Source organism: Streptomyces broussonetiae (genome assembly GCF_009796285.1).
In the GTDB taxonomy this organism is placed as follows: domain Bacteria; phylum Actinomycetota; class Actinomycetes; order Streptomycetales; family Streptomycetaceae; genus Streptomyces; species Streptomyces broussonetiae.
The window spans coordinates 7,452,683-7,473,949 of the sequence record NZ_CP047020.1; the positions used below are offsets into that span (position 1 = coordinate 7,452,683).

General features: G+C 71.0%; 19 protein-coding genes. 14 read left to right on the plus strand and 5 right to left on the minus strand.

Annotated elements, in window-relative coordinates; translation table 11 throughout:
* Nucleotides 1–340: 340 nt before the first annotated feature.
* Nucleotides 341–844 carry an IS110 family transposase gene (locus GQF42_RS34225; RefSeq protein ID WP_233273552.1) on the minus strand — a complete coding sequence of 168 codons (504 nt, stop codon included), beginning with the start codon at nt 842–844 and terminating at the stop codon, nt 341–343.
* 334 nt (nt 845–1,178) lie between these two features.
* On the opposite strand from GQF42_RS34225, the gene GQF42_RS34230 reads away from it, so the two are divergent.
* From GQF42_RS34230 to GQF42_RS34270, 9 genes are all read left to right on the plus strand, one after another.
* The gene (locus GQF42_RS34230) at nt 1,179–2,276 is read left to right on the plus strand and encodes an IS110 family RNA-guided transposase (protein WP_456115210.1); all 1,098 of its coding nucleotides are present in this window, start codon (nt 1,179–1,181) and stop codon (nt 2,274–2,276) included.
* A 32-nt stretch (nt 2,277–2,308) separates the two neighbouring features.
* Nucleotides 2,309–3,598 (plus strand): bifunctional 3-oxoadipate enol-lactonase/4-carboxymuconolactone decarboxylase PcaDC, encoded by a 1,290-nt coding sequence (pcaDC, locus tag GQF42_RS34235; RefSeq protein ID WP_158926429.1) that lies wholly within the window; start codon nt 2,309–2,311, stop codon nt 3,596–3,598.
* A 35-nt stretch (nt 3,599–3,633) separates the two neighbouring features.
* Nucleotides 3,634–4,269 (plus strand): MBL fold metallo-hydrolase, encoded by a 636-nt coding sequence (locus GQF42_RS34240; protein WP_158926431.1) that lies wholly within the window; start codon nt 3,634–3,636, stop codon nt 4,267–4,269.
* A gap of 40 nt (nt 4,270–4,309) precedes the next feature.
* On the plus strand, nt 4,310–5,089 hold the full coding sequence (locus GQF42_RS34245) for an exodeoxyribonuclease III (protein ID WP_158926433.1): 780 nt from the start codon (nt 4,310–4,312) through the stop codon (nt 5,087–5,089).
* Nucleotides 5,090–5,104: 15 nt separating this feature from the next.
* Nucleotides 5,105–5,524, plus strand: coding sequence for a DUF6278 family protein (locus GQF42_RS34250; protein ID WP_158926435.1), 420 nt, complete (start codon nt 5,105–5,107; stop codon nt 5,522–5,524).
* Nucleotides 5,525–5,661: 137 nt separating this feature from the next.
* Nucleotides 5,662–6,405, plus strand: coding sequence for an amino acid ABC transporter ATP-binding protein (locus GQF42_RS34255; protein WP_158926437.1), 744 nt, complete (start codon nt 5,662–5,664; stop codon nt 6,403–6,405).
* 17 nt (nt 6,406–6,422) lie between these two features.
* Nucleotides 6,423–7,346, plus strand: coding sequence for a glutamate ABC transporter substrate-binding protein (locus GQF42_RS34260; protein WP_199272895.1), 924 nt, complete (start codon nt 6,423–6,425; stop codon nt 7,344–7,346).
* A gap of 11 nt (nt 7,347–7,357) precedes the next feature.
* Nucleotides 7,358–8,002, plus strand: coding sequence for an amino acid ABC transporter permease (locus GQF42_RS34265; protein ID WP_158926439.1), 645 nt, complete (start codon nt 7,358–7,360; stop codon nt 8,000–8,002).
* Nucleotides 7,999–8,877, plus strand: coding sequence for an amino acid ABC transporter permease (locus GQF42_RS34270; RefSeq protein ID WP_158926441.1), 879 nt, complete (start codon nt 7,999–8,001; stop codon nt 8,875–8,877). The genes GQF42_RS34265 and GQF42_RS34270 overlap by 4 nt, the downstream gene beginning before the upstream one ends.
* 48 nt (nt 8,878–8,925) lie before the next feature.
* Here the strand turns inward: GQF42_RS34270 and GQF42_RS34275 are convergent, their stop codons facing one another.
* Both GQF42_RS34275 and GQF42_RS34280 read right to left on the minus strand, forming a co-directional pair.
* Complete coding sequence (locus GQF42_RS34275; RefSeq protein WP_158926443.1) at nt 8,926–10,494, minus strand: CocE/NonD family hydrolase; 1,569 nt, start codon at nt 10,492–10,494, stop codon at nt 8,926–8,928.
* A gap of 108 nt (nt 10,495–10,602) precedes the next feature.
* Nucleotides 10,603–11,343 carry a hypothetical protein gene (locus tag GQF42_RS34280; protein WP_158926445.1) on the minus strand — a complete coding sequence of 247 codons (741 nt, stop codon included), beginning with the start codon at nt 11,341–11,343 and terminating at the stop codon, nt 10,603–10,605.
* Nucleotides 11,344–11,488: 145 nt separating this feature from the next.
* Here GQF42_RS34280 and ggt point away from each other — a divergent pair, with 145 nt between their 5' ends.
* A complete protein-coding gene (gene ggt / locus GQF42_RS34285; protein ID WP_158926447.1) occupies nt 11,489–13,291 on the plus strand; it encodes a gamma-glutamyltransferase in 1,803 nt (600 codons plus the stop codon).
* A 76-nt stretch (nt 13,292–13,367) separates the two neighbouring features.
* Here ggt and GQF42_RS34290 read toward each other — a convergent pair whose 3' ends face one another.
* Nucleotides 13,368–15,908, minus strand: a complete 2,541-nt coding sequence (locus GQF42_RS34290) for an ATP-dependent Clp protease ATP-binding subunit (protein WP_158926449.1) — start codon at nt 15,906–15,908, stop codon at nt 13,368–13,370.
* 114 nt (nt 15,909–16,022) lie between these two features.
* Nucleotides 16,023–16,799 carry a type I methionyl aminopeptidase gene (gene map, locus GQF42_RS34295; RefSeq protein ID WP_158926452.1) on the minus strand — a complete coding sequence of 259 codons (777 nt, stop codon included), beginning with the start codon at nt 16,797–16,799 and terminating at the stop codon, nt 16,023–16,025.
* 63 nt (nt 16,800–16,862) lie between these two features.
* Here map and GQF42_RS34300 point away from each other — a divergent pair, with 63 nt between their 5' ends.
* From GQF42_RS34300 to GQF42_RS34315, 4 genes are all read left to right on the plus strand, one after another.
* Nucleotides 16,863–17,114, plus strand: coding sequence for a helix-turn-helix domain-containing protein (locus GQF42_RS34300; RefSeq protein WP_158926454.1), 252 nt, complete (start codon nt 16,863–16,865; stop codon nt 17,112–17,114).
* Between the two features lie 104 nt (nt 17,115–17,218).
* Nucleotides 17,219–18,928, plus strand: coding sequence for a hypothetical protein (locus tag GQF42_RS34305; RefSeq protein ID WP_199272896.1), 1,710 nt, complete (start codon nt 17,219–17,221; stop codon nt 18,926–18,928).
* Nucleotides 18,929–19,132: 204 nt separating this feature from the next.
* Nucleotides 19,133–19,975, plus strand: a complete 843-nt coding sequence (locus GQF42_RS34310; protein WP_158926456.1) for a nitrilase-related carbon-nitrogen hydrolase — start codon at nt 19,133–19,135, stop codon at nt 19,973–19,975.
* Entirely contained in the window at nt 19,972–21,255 is a 1,284-nt protein-coding gene (locus GQF42_RS34315; protein ID WP_158926458.1) for an aspartate aminotransferase family protein, read from the plus strand. The genes GQF42_RS34310 and GQF42_RS34315 overlap by 4 nt, the downstream gene beginning before the upstream one ends.
* Nucleotides 21,256–21,267: the final 12 nt, after the last annotated feature.

The window sequence follows — 21,267 nt, forward strand, 5'->3', positions numbered from 1 at the left end:
GAGGGCTCGAAGCCGTTCGTGCGATGGCCGATGGAGGGCGACCGTAAGGCGGCCCAGACGGCTGTCTGTCATTGCCGGTCGCGAGTGGGCGGGGAGTCAACTCATTCTCAGCCTGCTCCGGCCAGGTTGGGCATTGGTTCGGGCGAAGCCATCCGGCTGTGGTCGGTAGATGCCGATACGCCGGGATCGATGCGACGGTTGCGCGATGCCGTCCCGGACGGGGGTCTGACTCTTGAGATCTTTGACCGAAGTGTCCAGTCACTGGCTTGTCGACCGTCGTTGCGGGCTGGCTTCTGCTGTCACCGAGCCACAGGGCGTGTCCCAATAGCGCCTCTGTGTGTCAAGCGGCTTGAGCAAGGTGGTTCCGGTGGTCTCGTTTCATGATCCGGTAGACCACGTTGGACAGACGTCGTTTGAGGGCCCTTCGGGCTTCCGAAGGTGTCTTCCCCTCACTGATCTTGCGGAGGATGGTCGTCTGGTCCTCCCGAGTCACAGGACGCAGGTCGGGGCGGAAGAGGGCGACCTGGGCGACGTGGAGAGCGTCCTTGGCGTCGGTCTTGCGGTCTCCTCCGGTGGCCAGCAGCCGGGCCCGGGCCGACAGGGTGGAGGGCACGTCGACCACGTTCTCGCCCGCGGCGGCCAGCTGCTGGGCGAGCGAGCGGCCCAGGCCGCCGGCACCCTCGATCGCGAAACGACGGTCGGGCCACTGCTCGCACCAGCCCATCAGCTGGCGGAAGGTTCCGGCATTGACGACGAACCGGCGCTGGGCCACCTGATGGCCTGCGGCGTCAACTGCGACGGCGGTGTGGGACGACTTATGGGGATCGACACCGATCAGGATCACAGGCTGCTGCTTTCGCACTCGATGAGTCAGGAAGGGGAGTGCGGTGGGCACCCTGACTTGAAGTCACCGTGTCACCTTCATGCCTCTGTCGAGCCACACCGCGCGGGTGTCGGCCGGCGACGGCACGCTATTGGTGAGCCAGCCCGAGGGCGGCAAGGGGCACTGCGGGCCCGTGCCGACCGACACCCTGGACGCTACGGCTGCAGACCGAGCATCTGGGCTCGATTCAACAAGTCAGGGGCCTTGCCGAGTTCCAGGCGCCATCACGGTTCAGACCGCCCGAGCGGGCCGGTGCCATCCACTCAGCGTGTCACCCTGCGGGAGGCGAACCACCATGACGACCAGACAGCGCAGCACCTCCTCCAGTACGGATCCTCCCGTGCGGAGAGAAGTCGTGCTCGGCGTGGACACGCACGGTGAGGTGCACGTCGCCGCCGTAATCTCCCCGCTGGGGAAGGTCCTTGGCACCGAGTCCTTTCCGGCGACGGTGGCCGGCTACCGTCGGCTGCTCGTGTGGGCCCGCAGGCGGGGGACGGTGCGCCGGGCCGGTGTGGAGGGCACCGGTACCTTCGGCGCGGGCCTGTCCCGCTACCTGCTGACCCAGCAGATCCAGGTGTTCGAAGTGAATCGGCCTGACCGCACAGCCCGCCGTCTGCTCGGCAAGTCGGACCCGCTCGATGCGCAGGCCGCAGCGCGAGCCGTGCTCAGCGGTCGCACCCGGGCCCAGGCCAAGTCCGGCGACGGACCCGTGCAAGGCGCCCGGATCTACAAACTCGCCAAGGACTCCGCGGTCAAGGCCCGCACACAGGAGATCAACCAGCTCAAGGCCGTCCTAGTGATCGCCGACCCCGCCCTGCGGGAACGGTTGTCGAGCTTGGGCAATGCCGAGCTGTTCCGCACCTGCGCGACCCTCAGCCCACCCGATGGTGGGGGAGACGAGGACGCGGTGGTCCAGGCCACCCACATGACATTACGCATGCTCGCCGAACGCATCGAACAGCTCACCGGGCAGATCAACGAGCTGAACCAACGCCTGACCCGACTCGTCGAACGCCACGCGCCGCAACTGCTCGTACCGATGGGCATCGGTCCGGACAGCGCCGTCACTCTCCTGATCACCATGGGGGACAATCCCGAACGGCTGAACACCGAGGCGTCCTTTGCTGCCCTTTGCGGAGTCAGCCCCATCGAGTACTCCTCCGGCCGGCGTCGCACGCGCCGGCTCAACTACGGCGGCGACCGACAGGCCAACGCCGCCCTGCACCGCATCGTCTTCACCCGCCTGCGCCACGACCCGCGCACCCAGGCGTACTACGAACGCCGCACCCAGGAGGGCAAGACCCGACGCGAGATCATCCGATGCCTCAAGCGATATGCCGCCCGCGAGGTCTTCAACCTGGTCAGACCGGTTTCCCGCGACCCCTCGCTATAGGGGCGTCCGTGAGACGTGAGAGGGTCTGGGGCGTGAGTGAGACACCCCCGAACACCCTGCAATACCGCTTTGACGGGCCAGAAGACGCTCCGGTCCTGATCCTGGGTCCCTCACTGGGTACCACATGGCACATGTGGGACCGCCAGGTGCCGGAACTGACCAAGCAATGGCGGGTCTTCCGGTTCGACCTTCCCGGACACGGCGGCGCCCCCGCCCACCCGGCCGGTTCCGTCGCCGAGCTGGCGACGCGGCTGCTGGGCACGCTGGACTCGCTCGGCGTGCAGCGGTTCGGCTACGCGGGCTGTGCGTTCGGCGGCGCGATCGGGCTCGAGCTGGCCCTGCGCACCCCGGAACGGCTCGCCTCACTGGCGCTGGTCGCCACCTCCCCCCGGTTCGGGACCGCCGACGAGTTCCGCCAGCGCGGGGTGATCGTGCGCACGAACGGGCTGGACCCGATCGCCCGGACCTCGCCGGACCGCTGGTTCACCGGCTCCTTCGCCGCCGCCCAGCCCGCGATCACCGAGTGGGCGGTGCAGATGGTCCGCACCACCGACCCCGGCTGCTACATCGCCGCCTGCGAGGCCCTCGCCGCCTTCGACGTACGCGCCGAGCTGGGCCGGGTCGGTGTGCCGACCCTCGTGCTGGTCGGCTCCGACGACCAGGTCACCGGCCCCGCCGAGGCCCGCACCCTGGTGGCCGGCATACGGGACGCCCGGCTCGCCGTCGTCCCCGCCGCCTCCCACCTGGTCCCGGTCGAGCAGCCCGCCGCCGTCACCGACCTGCTGGCGCACCACTTCGCCACCGCCTGGCAGCAGCCCTACGACACCGGCCAGACGGTCCTGCCGAACCTGCCCGCCCTCCCCGTCCCGGCCGCGCCGCCGCAGGCCGTGCCGGTCGCCGAGATCGCCCCGGCCGCCGTACCGGCCGAGGTTCCCGTGCCGTCCGACCGGTACGAGGCCGGGCTGAAGATCCGCCGCGAGGTGCTCGGCGACGCGCACGTGGACCGGGCGCTGGCCACGGCCGACGACTTCTCCGGTGACTACGAGGACCTGCTCACCCGCTACACCTGGGGCGAGGTCTGGGGCCGGCCCGGCCTGGACCGCCGTACCCGCAGCTGCATCACGCTGACCGCGCTGGTCGCGGGCGGCCATCTGGAGGATCTGGCCTCCCACGTCCGGGCCGCCCTGCGCAATGGCCTCACCCCGGACGAGATCAAGGAGGTGCTGCTCCAGACGGCCGTGTACTGCGGGATGCCGGCCGCGGGCAGAGCCTTCCGGGTGGCCCAGGAGGTCGTCCAGGAGGAGACCACGCCCGCCGAGTGAAACGCCGGGCCGCCGCAGGCGGCAGGATGGCCGGCATGAAGCTCACGAAGAAGTCCCATGCCTGTGTCCGTCTGGAGAAGGACGGACAGAGCCTCGTCATCGACCCCGGAGGGTTCAGCGAGGAGGACGCCGCGCTCGGCGCGGACGCCATCCTGATCACGCACGAACACCCGGACCACTTCGACGAGTTCCGGCTCCGGGCCGCCATGGAGAACAACCCGGCGGCCCGGATCTGGACCCTCAGGTCGGTGGCGGAGCAGATCGAGTCGGCCTTCCCGGGCCGGGTGCACACCGTCGGCCACGGCGACACCTTCACCGCGGCAGGCTTCGACGTCCAGGTCCATGGCGAACTGCACGCCGTCATCCACCCGGACATCCCGCGCATCACCAACGTCGGCTACCTCGTCGACGGCGGCAAGGTCTTCCACCCCGGCGACGCCCTCACCGTCCCCCACCAGGACGTGGAGACGCTGATGCTTCCGGTGATGGCCCCCTGGAACAAGATCTCCGAGGTCATCGACTACGTCCGCGAGGTGAAGCCGCAGCGCGCCTACGACGTCCACGACGCCCTGCTCACCGACCTCGCCCGCCCGATCTACGACCGCCAGATCGGCGCCCTGGGCGGTACCGACCACCGTCGGCTGACGCCGGGAGACTCCGCCGAGGTGTGAGCCGGGCCGGTTGTCACACCCTCCGGGTAGGTTGTGTGGCATGCGCATCGCCACCTGGAACGTGAACTCGATCACCGCCCGCCTGCCAAGGCTCCTGGCCTGGCTGGAGAGCAGCGGCACGGACGTGCTCTGCCTGCAGGAGGCCAAGGTCGCCGAGGAGCAGTTCCCGTTCGACCAGCTGCGCGAGCTGGGCTACGAGTCGGCGGTGCACGCCACCGGCCGGTGGAACGGCGTGGCGGTGCTCTCCCGCGTCGGTGTCGAGGACGTGGTCAAGGGCCTGCCCGGCGACCCGGGCTACGACGGCGTCAGCGAGCCCCGGGCCATCTCGGCGACCTGCGGTCCGCTGCGCGTGTGGTCGGTCTACGTCCCGAACGGCCGCGAGGTGGGCCACCCGCACTACGCCTACAAGATCCAGTGGTTCGAGGCCCTGAAGGCCGCCGTCGCCGGTGATGCGGGCGGCAGCCGCCCGTTCGCCGTCATGGGGGACTACAACGTGGCGCCGACGGACGACGACGTCTACGACACGGCCGCCTTCGAGGGCCTCACCCATGTCACCCCCGCCGAGCGCGCGGCCCTGGCCGCGCTGCGCGAGACGGGCCTGCACGACGTCGTGCCCCGCCCGCTCAAGTACGACCACCCCTACACCTACTGGGACTACCGCCAGCTCTGCTTCCCGAAGAACCGCGGCATGCGCATCGACCTGGTGTACGGCAACGCACCCTTCACCCAGGCCGTCAAGGACTCCTACGTGGACCGCGAGGAACGCAAGGGCAAGGGTGCCTCCGATCACGCGCCGGTGGTGGTCGACCTCGACGTGTGATGCCACGCTGGGGCCATGAACCTTCCGTTCCTGGGCCACCGGCAGAAGAAGAACGGCGGCACGGCGCTCCCCTCCGACCCCGAGGGCGTCGCCGCCCTGCTGTCCGAGTGCGAGCTGCTCCGCTCCCAGGCGGTCCAGGCGGGCATCCGCCTGGACGACACCCCGGCCTCCCTGGAGGCCCTGGACCAGCTCGTCCCGCGCTGGCGCGACGACGCCGAGACCCTGCCCTGGCTGGGCCATGACGCGGGGCTCTATCTGGGCACGGTCGTGGTGCGCACCGTGCCCGGCGCCGGCTGGCGCATCCGCTCCGACGGCGAGCCCGTCGTCGTGCTGGCCTCCGGGCGGGAGATCGAGGTCGCGGAGGCCGGGCAGGAGTGGGCTGCGAGCGGCGTCCCCGAACTGTCCCAGCTGTACGCGGAGATCGCCGAGACCTGAGCCGCCCCCAGGCTCCCGCGCCACCATATGCGGTAAATACGGCTAATGCCCGAAAAGTGCGTGTCGTCCCTCGGCTCCACCGGTGTCTGGATAGTTTGCGGCAACCACGACACAGCTGAGAGTGGGTAGGGCTGCGTATGGCCGTCGATCCGTTGATCGAGCTGCTGGGCGTCAACAAGTACTACGGGGCACTGCATGTCCTCAGGGACGTCGACCTCACCGTCGGCAAGGGGGAGGTGGTCGTGGTCATCGGCCCGTCGGGGTCGGGAAAGTCGACGCTGTGCAGGACGATCAACCGACTGGAGACCATCCAGTCCGGCACCATCACGCTCGAGGGCCGGCCGCTGCCCCAGGAGGGCAGGGCCCTCGCCCGGCTGCGCGCCGAGGTCGGCATGGTCTTCCAGTCATTCAACCTCTTCGCCCACAAGACGGTCCTGCAGAACGTCTCCCTCGCACAGGTCAAGGTCCGTCGGCGCAGGAGGGACGAGGCCGACCGCCATTCCCGTGAACTCCTCGACCGGGTCGGCCTGCTCGCGCACGCCGACAAGTACCCGGCGCAGCTCTCCGGCGGCCAGCAGCAGCGCGTGGCCATCGCCCGTGCCCTCGCCATGGAGCCCAAGGTGATGCTCTTCGACGAGCCCACCTCCGCCCTCGACCCGGAGATGATCAACGAGGTGCTGGAGGTCATGCGGCAGCTTGCCCGCGACGGCATGACCATGGTCGTCGTCACCCACGAGATGGGCTTCGCCCGCGCCTCCGCCAACCGGGTCGTCTTCATGGCCGAAGGCCGCATCATCGAGGACCGCGCCCCGGAGGAGTTCTTCACCAACCCGCGCAGCGAGCGCGCCAAGGACTTCCTCTCCAAGATCCTCAAGCACTGACCGGGGGAGTGCGAACCGTGATCCGTAGCACCCGTGTGCCTCGCGCCCTGTGCACCGCCCTCGGCGCCTCGCTCGCGCTGCTCGCCGCCGCCTGCGGCAAGGAGGGCAGCCCGCCCGGCAAGGGCCCAGCCGCCGACAGGCTTCCGCACTACCGGGTGGCCCAGGGCTTCACCCTGCCCGCCTCCCGGACCTGGACCCGGGCGAAGAAGCGCGGTTACTTCGTCGTGGGCGCCAAGGAGGACCAGCCCTACCTCGGCGAGAAGGATCCGGCGACCGGCACCTACGCCGGCTTCGACATCGAGATCGCCAGGATGATGTCCGCCTCCCTCGGCCTCCCGCCGCACACCGTCCGCTTCCGGACGATCGCCTCCGCCAACCGCGAGACCGCCCTGCAGAACGGCCAGATCGACTACTACGTCGGCACCTACACCATCAACGCGGGCCGCAAGAAGCTCGTCGGCTTCGCCGGGCCGTACTACATGGCCGGACAGTCCCTGCTGGTCCACAAGGCGGAGCGCGACATCCACGGCCCCGAGGACCTCGACGGCAGACGCGTCTGCTCGGCCGCCGGTTCCACGCCGTACCAGCGCATCCGGGCCGACTACCCCAAGGCGGTCCTGGTCTCCTACGACACCTACTCGGTCTGTGTCGACAACCTGCTCACCTACCAGGTCGACGCGGTCACGACCGACGACGCCATCCTCATCGGCTACGCGGCCAAGGCTCCCGGCGAGTTGAAGGTCGTCGGCAGGCCGTTCTCGAAGGAGCCGTACGGCATCGGAGTCCCGCGCAGCGACAACGCCCTGCGCTTCGCCCTGAACGACGCCCTGGAGGCCCGTGAGAAGAACGGCGACTGGAAGAAGGCGTACGAGGCCACGCTCGGCCTGTCCGGCGTGCCCGCGCCCACCCCGCCCGCGATCGACCGCTACCCGGCGAGCTGAGCGAGGACGGCATGAACGTACTGACCGACAACCTGTCCACCTACGGCGAGGGTTTCCTCGGCACCCTCGAACTCATCGTCTACGCCGGACTGCTCGCGCTGGCGCTGGGCTTCGTGATGGCGTCCTTCCGGGTCGCCCCCGTCGCCTCCCTGCGCGTCTTCGGCACCGTGTGGGTCACCGTGCTGCGCAACACCCCGCTCACCCTGCTGTTCTTCGCGGTGGTGCTCGGGCTGCCCCGGTTCGGACTCCTGCTGCCCTTCCAGGTGTTCGCCGTCCTCGCGCTCGGCTGCTACACCTCGGCGTTCATCTGCGAGGCGCTGCGCGCCGGCATCAACACCGTGCCCCGCGGGCAGGGCGAGGCGGCCCGCAGTCTCGGCATGACCTTCGCTCAGACACTGGGCCTGATCGTGCTGCCGCAGGCGTTCCGGTCGGTGATCCCACCGGTCGGCTCCACGCTCATCGCGCTCACGAAGAACTCCGCGATCGCGGGCGCGTTCAGCGTCACCGAACTGCTCGGCACCTACAAGACCCTCAACGAACTGGGATACAACATCGTCTGGACCTTCGCCTGGATCGCCCTCGGCTACCTGATCATCACGCTCGCCGTCAGCGCGCTCTTCCGTGTGCTGGAGCACACATGGGGAGCCGCCCGATGACCGACGCCACCGCCCTGTACGACCTACCGGGCCCGCGCACCCGGCAGCGGCACCGCCTCTACGCCGTGGCGTCCACGGCCGTGATCCTCGCGCTGGTCGCCTGGATCCTGTACCTGCTCTTCGACACCGGCCAGTTCACCCGCACCAAGTGGATGCCCTTCGCGTACAAGGGCATCCAGGAACTGCTGCTGCGCGGCCTCGGCAACACCCTGACGGCCTTCGCGATCGCGGCCGTGCTCTCCCTCGTCCTCGGCGGGGCGCTGGCCACCGGGCGGCTGTCCGACCACCGGCCGGTGCGCCTGCCGGCCACCGTCGTCGTGGAGTTCTTCCGCGCCATGCCCGTCCTGGTGATGATCTTCTTCATCTTCGTGGCGCTCAAGGTGCAGCCGCTGCCCGCGCTGGTCGCCGGACTCACCCTCTACAACGGCTCGGTGCTCGCCGAGGTCTTCCGCTCCGGGGTCAACGCGGTCGAACGCGGCCAGCAGGAGGCCGCGTTCGCGCTCGGCATGCGCAAGACACTCGTCATGGCGCACGTCCTCGTCCCACAGGCCGTACGCGCCATGCTGCCCGCCATCATCAGCCAGTTGGTGGTCGCCCTGAAGGACACCTCCCTCGGCTATCTCATCACCTACGAGGAGTTCCTCCATGCCGGGAAACTGATCGCTTCCAACCTCGACTACGATTTGCCGTTCATCCCTGTGGTGATGGTGATCTCGCCGATCTACATCGGGATGTGCATGCTGCTCTCGTGGTTCGCCGTCCGGGTGTCCCGCCGGGAGCAGCGCAGCCCCAAGACCGAGGCCGTGACGATCGCCACGCCGGGCCCTGGGGCGCTGCTGCCGGGTGGGGAGCCCCCCATGGCCCCGAAACCCTAGGGGGGCGGCAGTTCACACGGGCCAGGCTCGTCCGGCGGCAGCCGGAGATCACTGCTCGCGCACGGGGACGGACACGTACGACGGGTCGTCCGGGGGCGAGGAGAAGGTCAGCTGCGCGCCGGACGGGTTGTGCTCGATGTACAGCGGGTCGACGGTGTCGACGACCAGGGCGAGGTGGTGCCCGGCGGGCACGTCGTAGGCCGTGGAGAACAGATCCAGGTTCACGTCGAACGGCCTGCCGGGCGTCCGCCCGTGCCAGGTGTACGGCGCGTGTGTGACCAGTTTCCCGAGGCCGAGGGGCCCCACGTCGTACAGATAGGCGACGAGGGTGCCGCTCTCCGCCGTCGGGGTCAGCGTCGTGTGCAGGCGGGCCGTGCCGCGCACCCGCTGGGCGCCGGCGGACGTCTGCGACTGCCACACGGCCGCCCAGCGGCGGGGCAGCAGCGGCATCGAGGCGACCGGCGGCAGCTGGGCGACCTGGTCGAGAATGCTGGAGAGGAAGACGATCCCGCCGTCCGCGCCGGAGTCGACGTTCGCGTGGATCGTGGTCGATCCCGCGAGCGCGATCTTCTTCCGGGTGGCGCCGACCGACTTCCAGTCCGGGTAGCCCTCGTATCCCCCCGCGCTACGGGACTTGAGCTGGACCGGCTGCTCACGGTCGATGCCGTTGTCGGCGCCCTTGAGGTAGTGGTCGAACCAGCGCCCGGTGTCCGTCCAGACGTCGTTGGGCAGCCCGAACAGGCCGGTCAGCTCGGCGGTCGCGTGGTCGCCCGGGCGCAGCTCCAGCCGTTTGGGTACGGTCAGCTTCTGGTAGAAGTCGGCGTACTCGTTGGGGTTGAAGATGCTGTCGCCCCAGGCGTTGGCGAGCAGCACGGCGGCGCCGTTCCGGTTCAGCTGGTCGACGTACGTCGCGGGGGAGCGCTTGCGCCCCCAGGCGATCATCTCCTGCTCCTTCGACAGGTTCGAGGAGTACAGGTTGTCGAACATCTCGCGCAGTTCCGGGCTCTCGCGGCCGGTGAGGGTGGCCGCGCCGTCGAGCACGCCGAGCGCCTGGACGTGCTGGGTGCGGCCCGAGTAGATCGAGGCGACCAGGTCCGCCCAGCCGCTGAGCGCCGCGACCGCCTTGATCCGCTTGTCGTGGGCGGCGGCGAGCAGGCTGATCCCGGCGCCGTACGACACCCCCGCCATGCCCACGTGCGCGGGGTCGGCCGGGGTGTGCGCGAGACCCCAGTCGATGACCTTGGAGGCGTCCGCCACGTCCGGCGGACCGGCCACTTCTATCTGCCCGCCGGACTGCCAGAACCCGCGCACGTTGTAGCTGAGCACCACATAGCCGGCGTCGGCCAGCTTCTGCGCCTGCGCCAGATACTCCACCTGGGGCAGGGACCAGCTCGTGGGCAGCACGATGAGGGGGTAGCGGTGCGAGCCCATCGCGTGTGCGGGCGTGAGGACGTTCGCCTTCAGTGCGGTGCCGCCGTCGCCGGTGATGTCCACGAAGCGGGGCGTCGGGGCCGCGGCCTGGGCGGCCGGGGCCAGCCCGACGACCCCGCCGGTGATCAGCGCCGCCGAGACGGCCGAGGCGGCGGCGGTGCGCAGAGCGGTGCGACCTTGTCCCATGGGTCACTCCTTCACTCGTGTCAGTGCAAAGTGACCCGACGGTAACCGCGCCTCCTTACCGCAAGTAACCCGTCGGTAAGTTACGTGCCGGTAAAGATTGTTGACGCCTCACGCAGTACTGGTCGGCGCCGCCTGGGGCTGCGGTGTGCGGGCCGCGCGGGTGACGTCCGCGACCAGTTCGACCACGTCGGGGCCGTAGGCGTGCGAGTTGAGCACCTTCAGCAGCAGCACGAACGAGCCGGTGCCGTACTTGCGGTGCAGTCGCTCGTGATGACGGGCGAGATAGCGGGTCGCGGCCTGATTGGTGATCGCGCTCTGCCCGCAGAACAGGAACACCGGCCGGGCCTGGCCGCCCGCGGTGACCCGGGCGAGCAGCACGTACTCCGCGGTGCCGCGCTCCATCCGGTAGTGCTCGCCGCCGATCCGGAAGGCGCCGCGCTCGGGCCCGGGCTCCGTATCGGTGTTGACGGCGAGGCCGGGCAGCATCGCCGTCATGTGGGCGGCCATGCGCCGGTTGGAGGACGGCCCGCCCACACAGAACTCGGTCCGCTCGCCGAAGCCCTGCCGGACGGCGTCCTGGGTGGCCACCTGGGCGTTCGCGCCGCAGTCCTTGATGAGAGCGGACAGCTCCAGCAGCGCGAAGACGTCGAAGCGGTGCACCGCCGGTTCACCGGCCGCGGGGTCGCGGTTGACGACGAGCAGCGACTCGGCGTGCTCCGGCAGCCCGAAGAAGGCCTGCTTGCGCCGCAGCTTGCGCCGCCACAGATACGTCCGGGCGAGCCAGCCCAGCGAGGCCGAGATCCCGGTTGCGGCCAGCCCCAGGATGATGTTACGCAGGTCGTCGTCCATGGCCGCGCATGGTAGCGGCCCCAAGCGACGGGTGGCGTACCGGTGTTCGACGTGTGACGTCCGTGTGCCAGGTGGCCGAGGCCCACTGTCGGGGGTCGGACAATATCGTTACGCTGCGCTGACCGGTCCCGACGGGGAGGTTCGGATGGATCGTCCTGAAAGACGGAAGCTGGCGGCTCTGGCGGTCACGGCCGCACTGGTGTCGGTGGGGGCGGCGGCGCCTCCCGCCGCAACGGGCAGCACACCCGCCAAGGTCCCGGTGGCCGTCGGTTACGGCGGCGCCGTCGCGAGTGTCGACGCGGACGCCACCGCGGCCGGCATCGAGGTGCTCAGACACGGCGGCAACGCGGTCGACGCGGCCGTCGCCACCGCCGCCGCGCTCGGCGTCACCGAGCCCTACTCCTCCGGGGTCGGCGGAGGCGGTTACTTCGTCTACTACGACGCCAAGTCCCGTACGGTGCACACCATCGACGGCCGCGAGACCGCACCGCTGAGTGCCGACCAGAACCTCTTCGTGGAGAACGGCAAGCCGCTCCCCTTCACCGACGCCGTCACCAGCGGCCTGAGCGTCGGCACCCCCGGCACGCCCGCGACCTGGCAGACCGCACTGGAGCAGTGGGGCAGCAAGAAGCTCGCCGCGGTCCTCAAGCCCGCCGAGCGGATCGCCCGCCACGGCTTCACCGTCGACGACACCTTCCGCTCGCAGACGGCGGCCAACGAGACCCGCTTCCGCTACTTCCCGGCCACCGCCAGGCTGTTCCTGCCCAATGGCAGGCTCCCCGTCGTCGGCTCCACCTTCAAGAACCCCGACCTCGCCCGGACCTACGAGGAGCTGGCCCGCGAGGGCGTCGGCTCGGTCTACCACGGCGACCTCGGCCGGGACATCGTCAAGACGGTGAACAAGCCGCCGGTGGACCCGGGTTCGGGCTACGACGCCCGTCCGGGCAAGCTGTCCGCGAAGGATCTCGCCGTCTACGGTGCCAAGCTGCAAAAGCCCACGCAGACCTCGTACCGGGGTCTGAAGGTGTACTCCATAGCGCCCTCCTCCTCCGGTGGCACCACGGTCGGCGAGGCGCTCAACATCCTGGAGAGGACCGACCTTTCGAAGGCGAGCGAGGTGCAGTATCTGCACCACTTCATCGAGGCCAGCCGGATCGCCTTCGCCGACCGGGGGCGCTGGGTCGGTGACCCCTCCTACGAGAACGTACCGACCCAGCAGCTGCTGTCCCAGCGGTACGCCGACTCGCGCGCCTGCCTGATCAAGGACAACGCCGTCCTCACCAGCCCGCTCGCTCCCGGAGACCCGCGCCACCCGGCGCCCTGCGCCAAGGGCGGTACGGCGGCACCGACGACGTACGAGGGCCAGAACACCACGCACCTGACCGTCGCCGACAAGTGGGGCAACGTCGTCTCCTACACGCTCACCATCGAGCAGACCGGCGGCAGTGCCATCACCGTGCCCGGCCGTGGCTTCCTGCTCAACAACGAGCTGACCGACTTCTCCTTCGCCCCGGCCAACCCGGCCGTGCACGACCCGAACCTGCCCGGCCCGGGCAAGCGCCCGCGCTCCTCGATCGCCCCGACGATCGTCCTGGACCGGCAGGACCGGCCGGTGGTGGCGCTCGGTTCGCCCGGCGGAGCCACCATCATCACGACCGTGCTGCAGACCCTGACCGAGTTCCTCGACCGGCACCTCCCGCTGGTCGACGCCATCGCGGCCCCCCGCGCCAGCCAGCGCAACGCGGCCCAGACCGAACTCGAACCGGCCCTCTACAACAGCGACATGAGGAGACAGCTGGAGGCCATCGGCCACTCCTTCTCGCTCAACCCCGAGATCGGCGCGGCGACGGGCATCCAGAGCCTGCCGGGCGGCAAGTGGCTGGCCGCCGCCGAGAAGGTACGCCGCGGCGGAGGCTCGGCGATGGTGGTGGACCCGGCGGCGCCGTGACGGACGTCATGCCTGCGGCGCCGGGCTCTCGGAGGGGACCGGCGCCACAGGTCTCACGGCCCCCCGCCGCGAGCCGCTACGGCTGCGGCGGGGGCGGCTGGGAGCGGTCCGTGCGGAAGTCGAGGCGGCCGTTCTCGACGTCCGCCGTCACCCGGCTGCCCTCGGAGATCGTGCCGTTCAGCAGCAGCCGGGACAGCTGGTTGTCCACCTCCCGCTGAATGGTGCGGCGCAGCGGGCGGGCACCGTACTCGGGCTGGTAGCCGCGCTCGGCGATCCAGTCGACGGCCGCGTCCGTGAAGTGGACCGCGACACCCTGCCCGTCCATCAGTCGCCGGGTGCTTTCCAGCAACAGGTCGGTGATCTGCCGCAGTTGGGCGCTGGTCAGCTGCCGGAAGACCACGATCTCGTCGATGCGGTTGAGGAACTCCGGCCGGAAGTGCTCGCGCAGCGGCCTGAGGATCTGCTCGCGCCGCGCCTCCTCGTCCGCCTCCGCACCGCCCGGCCCGAACCCGATCCCGGCACCGCGCCGGATGATCGCCTCCGAGCCGAGGTTGCTGGTCATCACGATGACCGTGTTGGTGAAGTCCACCGTCCGGCCCTGGGAGTCGGTCAGCCGGCCGTCGTCCAGGACCTGCAGCAGGATGTTGAAGACGTCCGGATGGGCCTTCTCCACCTCGTCGAGCAGGAGCAGCGAGTACGGGTGCCGTCGGACCACCTCGGTGAGCTGCCCGGCCTCCTCGTGGCCGACGTATCCGGGCGGGGCGCCCACCAGCCGGGAGACGGTGTGCCGCTCCTGGTACTCGCTCATGTCGAGGCGGACCATGCGGTCCTCGCTGCTGAACAGCGCCTCGGCGAGCGCCCGGGCCAGCTCGGTCTTGCCTACGCCGGTCGGGCCGAGGAACAGGAAGCTGCCGATCGGCCGGTTCGGGCTCGCAAGGCCCGCCCGGGAGCGCAGGACGGCCTCGGAGACCACGGCGACGGCCTCCTCCTGGCCGACGACCCGCTGGCGCAGATGGCTCTCCAGACTGAGAAGCCGTTCCTTCTCCTCCTGGGTGAGGCTGCTGACCGGGATGCCGGTCTGCCGGGACACCACCTCGGCGACGGCCTCCGCCGTCACCTCCAGGTCCAGCCCCTCGTCGGCCTTCTCGTCGCCGCTCGCCTCGGAGACGCGCTGCTTGAGTTCGGCGATCCGGTCGCGCAGCTGTTTGGCCGCGTCGTAGTCCTCGTCGGCGACCGCCTGGTCCTTGTCCCGCACCAGCTGCTCGACCTCGCGCTCCATCGCGCGCACGTCCGTGCCCTTGGTCCGGGCGCCCAGCCGTACCCGCGCGCCCGCCTGGTCGATCAGGTCGATGGCCTTGTCCGGCAGCCGGCGGTCGGTGAGGTAGCGGTCCGACAGCTGGACGGCGGCGACCAGTGCCTCGTCGGTGTAGCGGATCTGGTGGTGGGCCTCGTAGCGGTCGCGCAGGCCGCGCAGGATCTCGATGGTGTCCGCGACCGTCGGCTCGGGCACCAGGATCGGCTGGAACCGGCGGGCCAGCGCCGCGTCCTTCTCGATCCGGCGGAACTCCTCCAGCGTGGTCGCGCCGACGATGTGCAGCTCGCCCCGGGCGAGCGCCGGCTTGAGGATGTTGCCGGCGTCCATCGCACCTCCCTCGCCGCCGGACCCGGCGCCGACGACGGTGTGGAGTTCGTCGATGAACACGATCAGCCGGTCGGAGTGGGCGCGGATCTCCTCCACGATGTTGTTCAGCCGCTCCTCGAAGTCGCCCCGGTAGCGAGTGCCGGCGACGACCCCGGTGAGGTCCAGCGCGACGACTCTCCGGCCGGCCAGCCCGTCCGGCACGTCACCGTCGACGATGCGCTGTGCGAGTCCCTCCACGATGGCCGTCTTGCCGACACCGGCGTCCCCGATCAGGACGGGGTTGTTCTTGCCGCGCCGGGAGAGCACCTCGACGGTCTGCTCGATCTCGGTGTCCCGGCCGATGACTGGGTCGATCCGGCCCTGCCGGGCCATGCCGGTCAGGTCACGTCCGTACTTGTCCAGGGTGGGGGTGCCGGTGGGCCGCTGCCGTTCCGGACGGCTCGGGGTGACCTCCGGGGCCTCGGGAGGCAGGGCGCCGCCGGAGAACCGGGCCGCGTTCAGGATGTGCCCGGCCGCCGAGTCCGGGTTCGAGGCCAGCGCGCTCAGCACGTGCTCCGGGCCGATGTACCCGGCGCCGCTGGAGCGCGCCATGTCGTGCGCGTCCAGCAGGGCCCGCTTCACGGCCGGGGTGAGGGACAGCGAGGTCGGCGGTGGCGCCTCGCCCGGCGGGTGCTGGACCGGGCCCGCCCGGTCGTCGATCTCCGTCGCGAGCGAGTCCGGGTCCGCGCCCGCCCGGGTCAGCAGGCTCCGGGTGGGCTCCGCCGCCACGGCGGCGCGCAGCAGGTGCTGGGTGTCCAGGTTCCGGCTGCCGTGCTCGGCGGCGTACTGGGCGGCCCCTCTGACCAGTTCCCGGGCCGGCTGGCTGAGCAGCCGGCCGATGTCGATGTGGCGGGGCGCCTGCGCTCCGTCGGGGGTGCCGCCGAAGAAGCGGCCCAGGAACTCACCGAAGGGGTCGGGCGGGTAGCCGTTGGTCATGGCGTTCCGTTCCTTCGCTGACGACATGCGGGGCTGCCGGGTAACCCGGGACGGGTTGCTCATGCCCACGATGTCACGATCTGGGAGGGTGGGCATGTTCGCCCACGGGGCCCCTCAGGGTGTCTCCCGTGCCGTGAGGATGCGGGGACCGGAGTCCGTGATGGCCACGGTGTGCTCGACATGGGCCGCGCGGGAGCCGTCGCAGGTGCGCAGGGTCCAGCCGTCGCCCGCTTCGTAGTAGGCGTCCTTGCCGCTCGCGATGAGCATCGGCTCGATGGCGAGGACCATGCCCGGGCGCAGCGGAAGGCCGCGGCCGGGGCGGCCCTCGTTCGGGACCTCGGGGTCCTCGTGCATCCTGCGGCCCACGCCGTGGCCACCGAAGCCCTGCGGGATGCCGTACCCGGCGCTGCGGCAGGCCCGGCCGACGGCGTGGGCGATGTCGCCCATGCGGTTTCCGGCCGTGGCCGCCGCGATGCCGGCCGCCAGGGCGCGCTCGGCGGTGTCGACCAGGCGCAGGTCCGCCGGGCGCGCGCGGCCGACCGTGAAGCTGATCGCCGAGTCGCCGGCCCAGCCGTCCAGTACGGCGCCGCAGTCGACGGAGAGCAGGTCGCCGTCGCGCAGGCGCTGGCGGGTCGGGATGCCGTGCACGATCGCGTCGTTCACGGAGGCGCAGATCACCGCGGGGAAGGGGGTCGGGGCGAAGGAGGGGCGATACCCGAGGAACGGCGAGGTCGCACCGGCCTCGCGCAGCACCTGCCGGGCCACCTCGTCCAGCTCCAGCAGTGAGACACCGACGTCCGCGGCCTGCCGTACGGCCGTCAGGGCGCGCCCGACGACCTGGCCCGCTGCGTGCATCGCGTCGATCGACGTGTCTGTCTTGAGTTCCACCATGCCAATTACTATACCGGTATTTAAATGGGGGTCACGGTGGTGGCCGGTATTAGAATGGGTGACATGGTGCGCACCCCACTCACCCCCGAAGAGCGCGAACGCGGCGAGCGGCTCGGCCGGTTGCTGCGCGAGGCGCGCGGCGGCCGGAGCATGACCGAGATCGCCGCGGCGGCGGGTGTCTCGGCCGAGACCCTCCGCAAGATCGAGACCGGGCGGGCGCCGACGCCGGCGTTCTTCACCGTGGCCGCGCTGGCCGCGGTCCTCGGGCTGTCGATGGACGAGCTGGTCGCCCGCTGTGCGCTGGTCGCCGCGTGAGGTGAGCGGTCCGCGCGCTGCCGGAAAACCGCGTGTAGCAAGGCCGTAACACCACTGGTGTTGCCTGGCGGCCGAGGCGCTGGCGGTCGGGCAGGAGCGGGGCGATGGCGGTGGATCAACTCCCTGGTCGGGTACGGGAGTTCGCGGGCTACCTGGATGGACTGCTGGCGCGCCTGGACCACGAGGAGGGCTGGAGCGGCGTCTTCTGGCGGCGTGACCCCGAGGGCATGCGGGCCTGTCTGGCGGGGCACGAGGTGCCGCCGTGGGACGTGGTCCTGGCGCTGCTGGAGGATGTCGCGGCGGTGTACGGCACGGCGGCCTCGACCGCCGAGCGCGCCCGGGCCGGCGTCCTCTACCGGGCCGCTCTCGACGAGTGCGACGCCCGCCCCGGCGCGCGCGAGGCCCTCGCCGACCGCCTCGACGTCATGCTCCGCGAACAGCGGTACGCCGTCGAACGCCAGGCCGGCCTGTCCCGCCTGCTGTCCGCACCGCCCACCGGCGAAGCCCCCGACTCCCTCCGCCTCGACCTGGCCTGGGCCCGCGACGACCATGCCCGCGCCGTCGCCCGCTGCGCCGAACTCCGCTCCCGATTGGCGGAGTTGGACCGTCGCGCGGCCCGCGCATCCGGCCTGGATCTCGGCTCCCCGCCTGGTGGTCAGGCCTCTGCGCCCGGCTCGGATCTCGGCTCCCAGTCTGGTGGTCGGGCCTCTGCACCCGGTCCGGATCTCGGCTCCCAGTCTGGTCAGGCCTCTGTGCTTCGCCCCGGCTTCGGCTCCCAGTCTGATGGAGCCCCCGCACCCCGCCCGGATCTCGGCTCCCAGTCTGGTGGTCAGGCCTCTGCACCCGGCCCGGATCTCGGCTCCCAGCCTGGTCAGGCCTCTGTGCTTCGCCCCGGCCTCGGCTCCCAGCCTGGTCGAGCCCCCGCACCCCGCCCGGACCTTGGTCCCCAGCCTCGTCAAGCCCCCGCCCCCCGCACCGGCCTCGCCGTGTCCGCCGCCTCTCGTATTCCGTCCGTCCTGGACGCCGTAGACCCGGAGGCGCCCGTCTCCGACCCCGCGACCTCCGCCTCATCCACCCCGCAGTCGCCTGCGCCGACGGCCGCTCCCGCCCAACCTCGCAGACGCCGGCGCGGCAGCGCTCGGTTCGCCGGGATGGGGGAGGGCGGGGACGAGCCCGTTGCCGTGCCGCAGAGTGCCGTGGCCGGGTCGCCGCGCGGGGCCCGGTTCGCCGGGGGAGCGGAGCGGGTCGCCGAGGTGGCGCCGGCGGAGAGTGAGGAACCGGACGCCGAGGCCGGGGCGGCGGTCGCCGGTGCCGTCGGGCGGCTGGCACGGCTGCGGGCCGACGGACGCAGCGGCGAGGCGCATGTGCTGCTGGTCGAGGTCGCGCAGTGGTCCGCCGCCCGGTTCCCGCTGCTCGCCGACGCGTTGCACCGCGCCGGGCTCGGCGCCGACTGGACGACGCTGCTGTGGGAGGCCGCCTCGCTGCCCGCCGAGCGGCTGGTCGGTGTCGCCGAGCGGCTCACCGGCGCAGGCCGGGACGTGGACGGGCGGCAACTGCTGCGGCAGGGCGTGGCCCGGCCGGCCGAGCAGGTCGGGGCCGCCGTGCTGCGGCTGGAGGACGCGGGGCGGCGGCGGGAGGCGCGGGCGCTGCTGGACGCCTGTGTGCGCGTGCGGACGCCGGAGGAGGCCGCCCGTGCCGTCGGGCCCGAGCCGGGCCGGCTCGTGCCGCTGCTGCTTGAGGCCGCCCGCGCCGTCTCCGCCGAGCGGTACTGGGACCTTGTGCACGCCCTGCGGGTCGCGGGGCACGCCGCGTGACGGCCGAGCGGCCCCCTCGTCCCGGTGTGCCCCGCTTCCACCCGCCGACAGGCGCGTCCGCTCACCCGGCGGAGTGTGAAACGTGATCTGCTCCGCGGGTTGACGACAATGGTCTTGGCAAGGGCCTCCAGGAGGCTTACTTTCGTCCCTCTAGGCCTGTTCTACGGGCGTAGAGGCTCTGGCGTCCCGTCGAAGGAGCAGTTCATGGCCAACGTCGTACGCGCCGCACTGGTCCAGGCGACCTGGACCGGCGACACGGAGTCCATGGTGGCGAAACACGAGGAGCACGCCCGCGCGGCGGCCCGGCAGGGTGCCAAGGTCATCGGGTTCCAGGAAGTCTTCAACGCCCCCTACTTCTGCCAGGTCCAGGAGCCGGAGCACTACCGCTGGGCCGAGCCGGTGCCCGACGGGCCGACCGTGCGGCGGATGCAGGACCTCGCGCGCGAGACCGGCATGGTGCTCGTCGTTCCGGTCTTCGAGGTCGAGCAGTCCGGCTTCTACTACAACACCGCCGCCGTGATCGACGCCGACGGCACCTACCTCGGCAAGTACCGCAAGCACCACATCCCGCAGGTCAAGGGCTTCTGGGAGAAGTACTACTTCAAGCCCGGGAATCTGGGGTGGCCCGTCTTCGACACCCGCGTCGGCCGCATCGGCGTCTACATCTGCTACGACCGGCACTTCCCGGAGGGGTGGCGGCAACTCGGGCTCAACGGCGCCCAGTTGGTCTACAACCCCTCCGCCACCCACCGCGGCCTGTCGGCGTACCTGTGGCAGCTGGAGCAGCCCGCCGCGGCCGTCGCCAACGAGTACTTCGTCGCCGCCATCAACCGGATCGGCCAGGAGGAGTACGGGGACAACGACTTCTACGGCACCAGTTACTTCGTTGATCCACGTGGGCAGTTCGTGGGCGAGGCCGCGAGCGACAAGTCCGAGGAACTCCTCGTCCGCGACCTCGACTTCGGCCTGATCGACGAAGTGCGGCAGCAGTGGGCCTTCTACCGCGACCGCCGCCCCGACGCCTACGAAGGGCTGGTCCAGCCGTGAACGACCTCTACTCCCGCCACCGCCAGGTCCTGCCCGACTGGCTGGCCCTCTACTACGACGAGCCGATCGAGATCACCCACGGCGAGGGGCGCCACGTCTGGGACTCCGCCGGAAACAAGTACCTGGACTTCTTCGGCGGCATCCTGACCACGATGACCGCGCACGCGCTGCCCGAGATCACCAAGGCGGTCACCGAGCAGGCCGGGCGGATCATCCACTCGTCCACGCTGTACCTCAACCGGCCGATGGTCGAACTCGCCGAGCGCATCGCCCAGCTGAGCGGCATCCCGGACGCCCGGGTCTTCTTCACCACCTCCGGCACCGAGGCCAACGACACCGCCCTGCTGCTCGCCACCACCCACCGGCGCAGCAACACCGTCCTCGCGATGCGCAACAGCTACCACGGGCGCTCCTTCAGCACGGTCGGCATCACAGGCAACCGCAGCTGGTCCCCGACCTCCCTGTCCCCGCTGCAGACCCTCTACGTGCACGGCGGGGTACGCACCCGGGGGCCGTTCGCCGAGCTGGACGACCGCGCGTTCATCGACGCCTGCGTGGCCGACCTGCGGGACATCCTCGGGCACACCCGGCCGCCCGCCGCGCTGATCGCCGAGCCCATCCAGGGCGTGGGCGGCTTCACCTCCCCGCCCGACGGCCTCTACGCCGCCTTCCGCGAGGTCCTGAACGAGCAGGGCATCCTGTGGATCGCCGACGAGGTGCAGACCGGCTGGGGCCGCACCGGCGAGCACTTCTGGGGCTGGCAGGCACACGCCCGCAGCGGCCCGCCGGACATCGTCACCTTCGCCAAGGGCATCGGCAACGGCATGTCCGTCGGCGGGGTGATCGCCCGCGCCGAGATCATGAACTGCCTGGACGCCAACAGCATTTCGACCTTCGGCGGCACCCAGATCACCATGGCCGCCGGGCTCGCCAACCTCGCTTACCTCCTCGAGCACGACCTGCAGGGCAACGCCCGCCGGGTCGGCGGTCTGCTCATCGAGCGGCTGCGGGCCGTCGCCGCCCAGCTGCCCGGCGTGCGCGAGGTGCGCGGGCGCGGGCTGATGATCGGCGTCGAACTGGCCAGGCCGGGGACCGACGAAGCCGATCCGCAGGCGGCCTCCGCCGTCCTGGAGGCGGCCCGCGCGGGCGGCCTGCTCATCGGCAAGGGCGGCGGGCACAACACCAGCGCCCTGCGCATCGCACCGCCGCTCTCCCTGACCGTCGCCGAGGCCGAGGAGGGCGCGGCGATCCTGGAACGGGCGCTGAGGAGCACGTTTTAGCACCAAGGGGAT

What these genes read in the sequence shown, in the direction of transcription:
- GQF42_RS34290 (WP_158926449.1), bottom strand. Translation starts at nt 15,908, where the DNA reads ATGACCAACGGCTACCCGCCCGACCCCTTCGGTGAGTTCCTGGGCCGC.
- GQF42_RS34300 (WP_158926454.1), top strand. Translation starts at nt 16,863, where the DNA reads ATGGTGCGCACCCCACTCACCCCCGAAGAGCGCGAACGCGGCGAGCGG.
- GQF42_RS34265 (WP_158926439.1), top strand. Translation starts at nt 7,358, where the DNA reads ATGAACGTACTGACCGACAACCTGTCCACCTACGGCGAGGGTTTCCTC.
- GQF42_RS34245 (WP_158926433.1), top strand. Translation starts at nt 4,310, where the DNA reads ATGCGCATCGCCACCTGGAACGTGAACTCGATCACCGCCCGCCTGCCA.
- GQF42_RS34230 (WP_456115210.1), top strand. Translation starts at nt 1,179, where the DNA reads ATGACGACCAGACAGCGCAGCACCTCCTCCAGTACGGATCCTCCCGTG.
- GQF42_RS34305 (WP_199272896.1), top strand. Translation starts at nt 17,219, where the DNA reads ATGGCGGTGGATCAACTCCCTGGTCGGGTACGGGAGTTCGCGGGCTAC.
- GQF42_RS34255 (WP_158926437.1), top strand. Translation starts at nt 5,662, where the DNA reads ATGGCCGTCGATCCGTTGATCGAGCTGCTGGGCGTCAACAAGTACTAC.
- map (WP_158926452.1), bottom strand. Translation starts at nt 16,799, where the DNA reads ATGGTGGAACTCAAGACAGACACGTCGATCGACGCGATGCACGCAGCG.
- GQF42_RS34270 (WP_158926441.1), top strand. Translation starts at nt 7,999, where the DNA reads ATGACCGACGCCACCGCCCTGTACGACCTACCGGGCCCGCGCACCCGG.
- GQF42_RS34280 (WP_158926445.1), bottom strand. Translation starts at nt 11,343, where the DNA reads ATGGACGACGACCTGCGTAACATCATCCTGGGGCTGGCCGCAACCGGG.
- GQF42_RS34310 (WP_158926456.1), top strand. Translation starts at nt 19,133, where the DNA reads ATGGCCAACGTCGTACGCGCCGCACTGGTCCAGGCGACCTGGACCGGC.
- GQF42_RS34275 (WP_158926443.1), bottom strand. Translation starts at nt 10,494, where the DNA reads ATGGGACAAGGTCGCACCGCTCTGCGCACCGCCGCCGCCTCGGCCGTC.
- GQF42_RS34250 (WP_158926435.1), top strand. Translation starts at nt 5,105, where the DNA reads ATGAACCTTCCGTTCCTGGGCCACCGGCAGAAGAAGAACGGCGGCACG.
- GQF42_RS34240 (WP_158926431.1), top strand. Translation starts at nt 3,634, where the DNA reads ATGAAGCTCACGAAGAAGTCCCATGCCTGTGTCCGTCTGGAGAAGGAC.
- ggt (WP_158926447.1), top strand. Translation starts at nt 11,489, where the DNA reads ATGGATCGTCCTGAAAGACGGAAGCTGGCGGCTCTGGCGGTCACGGCC.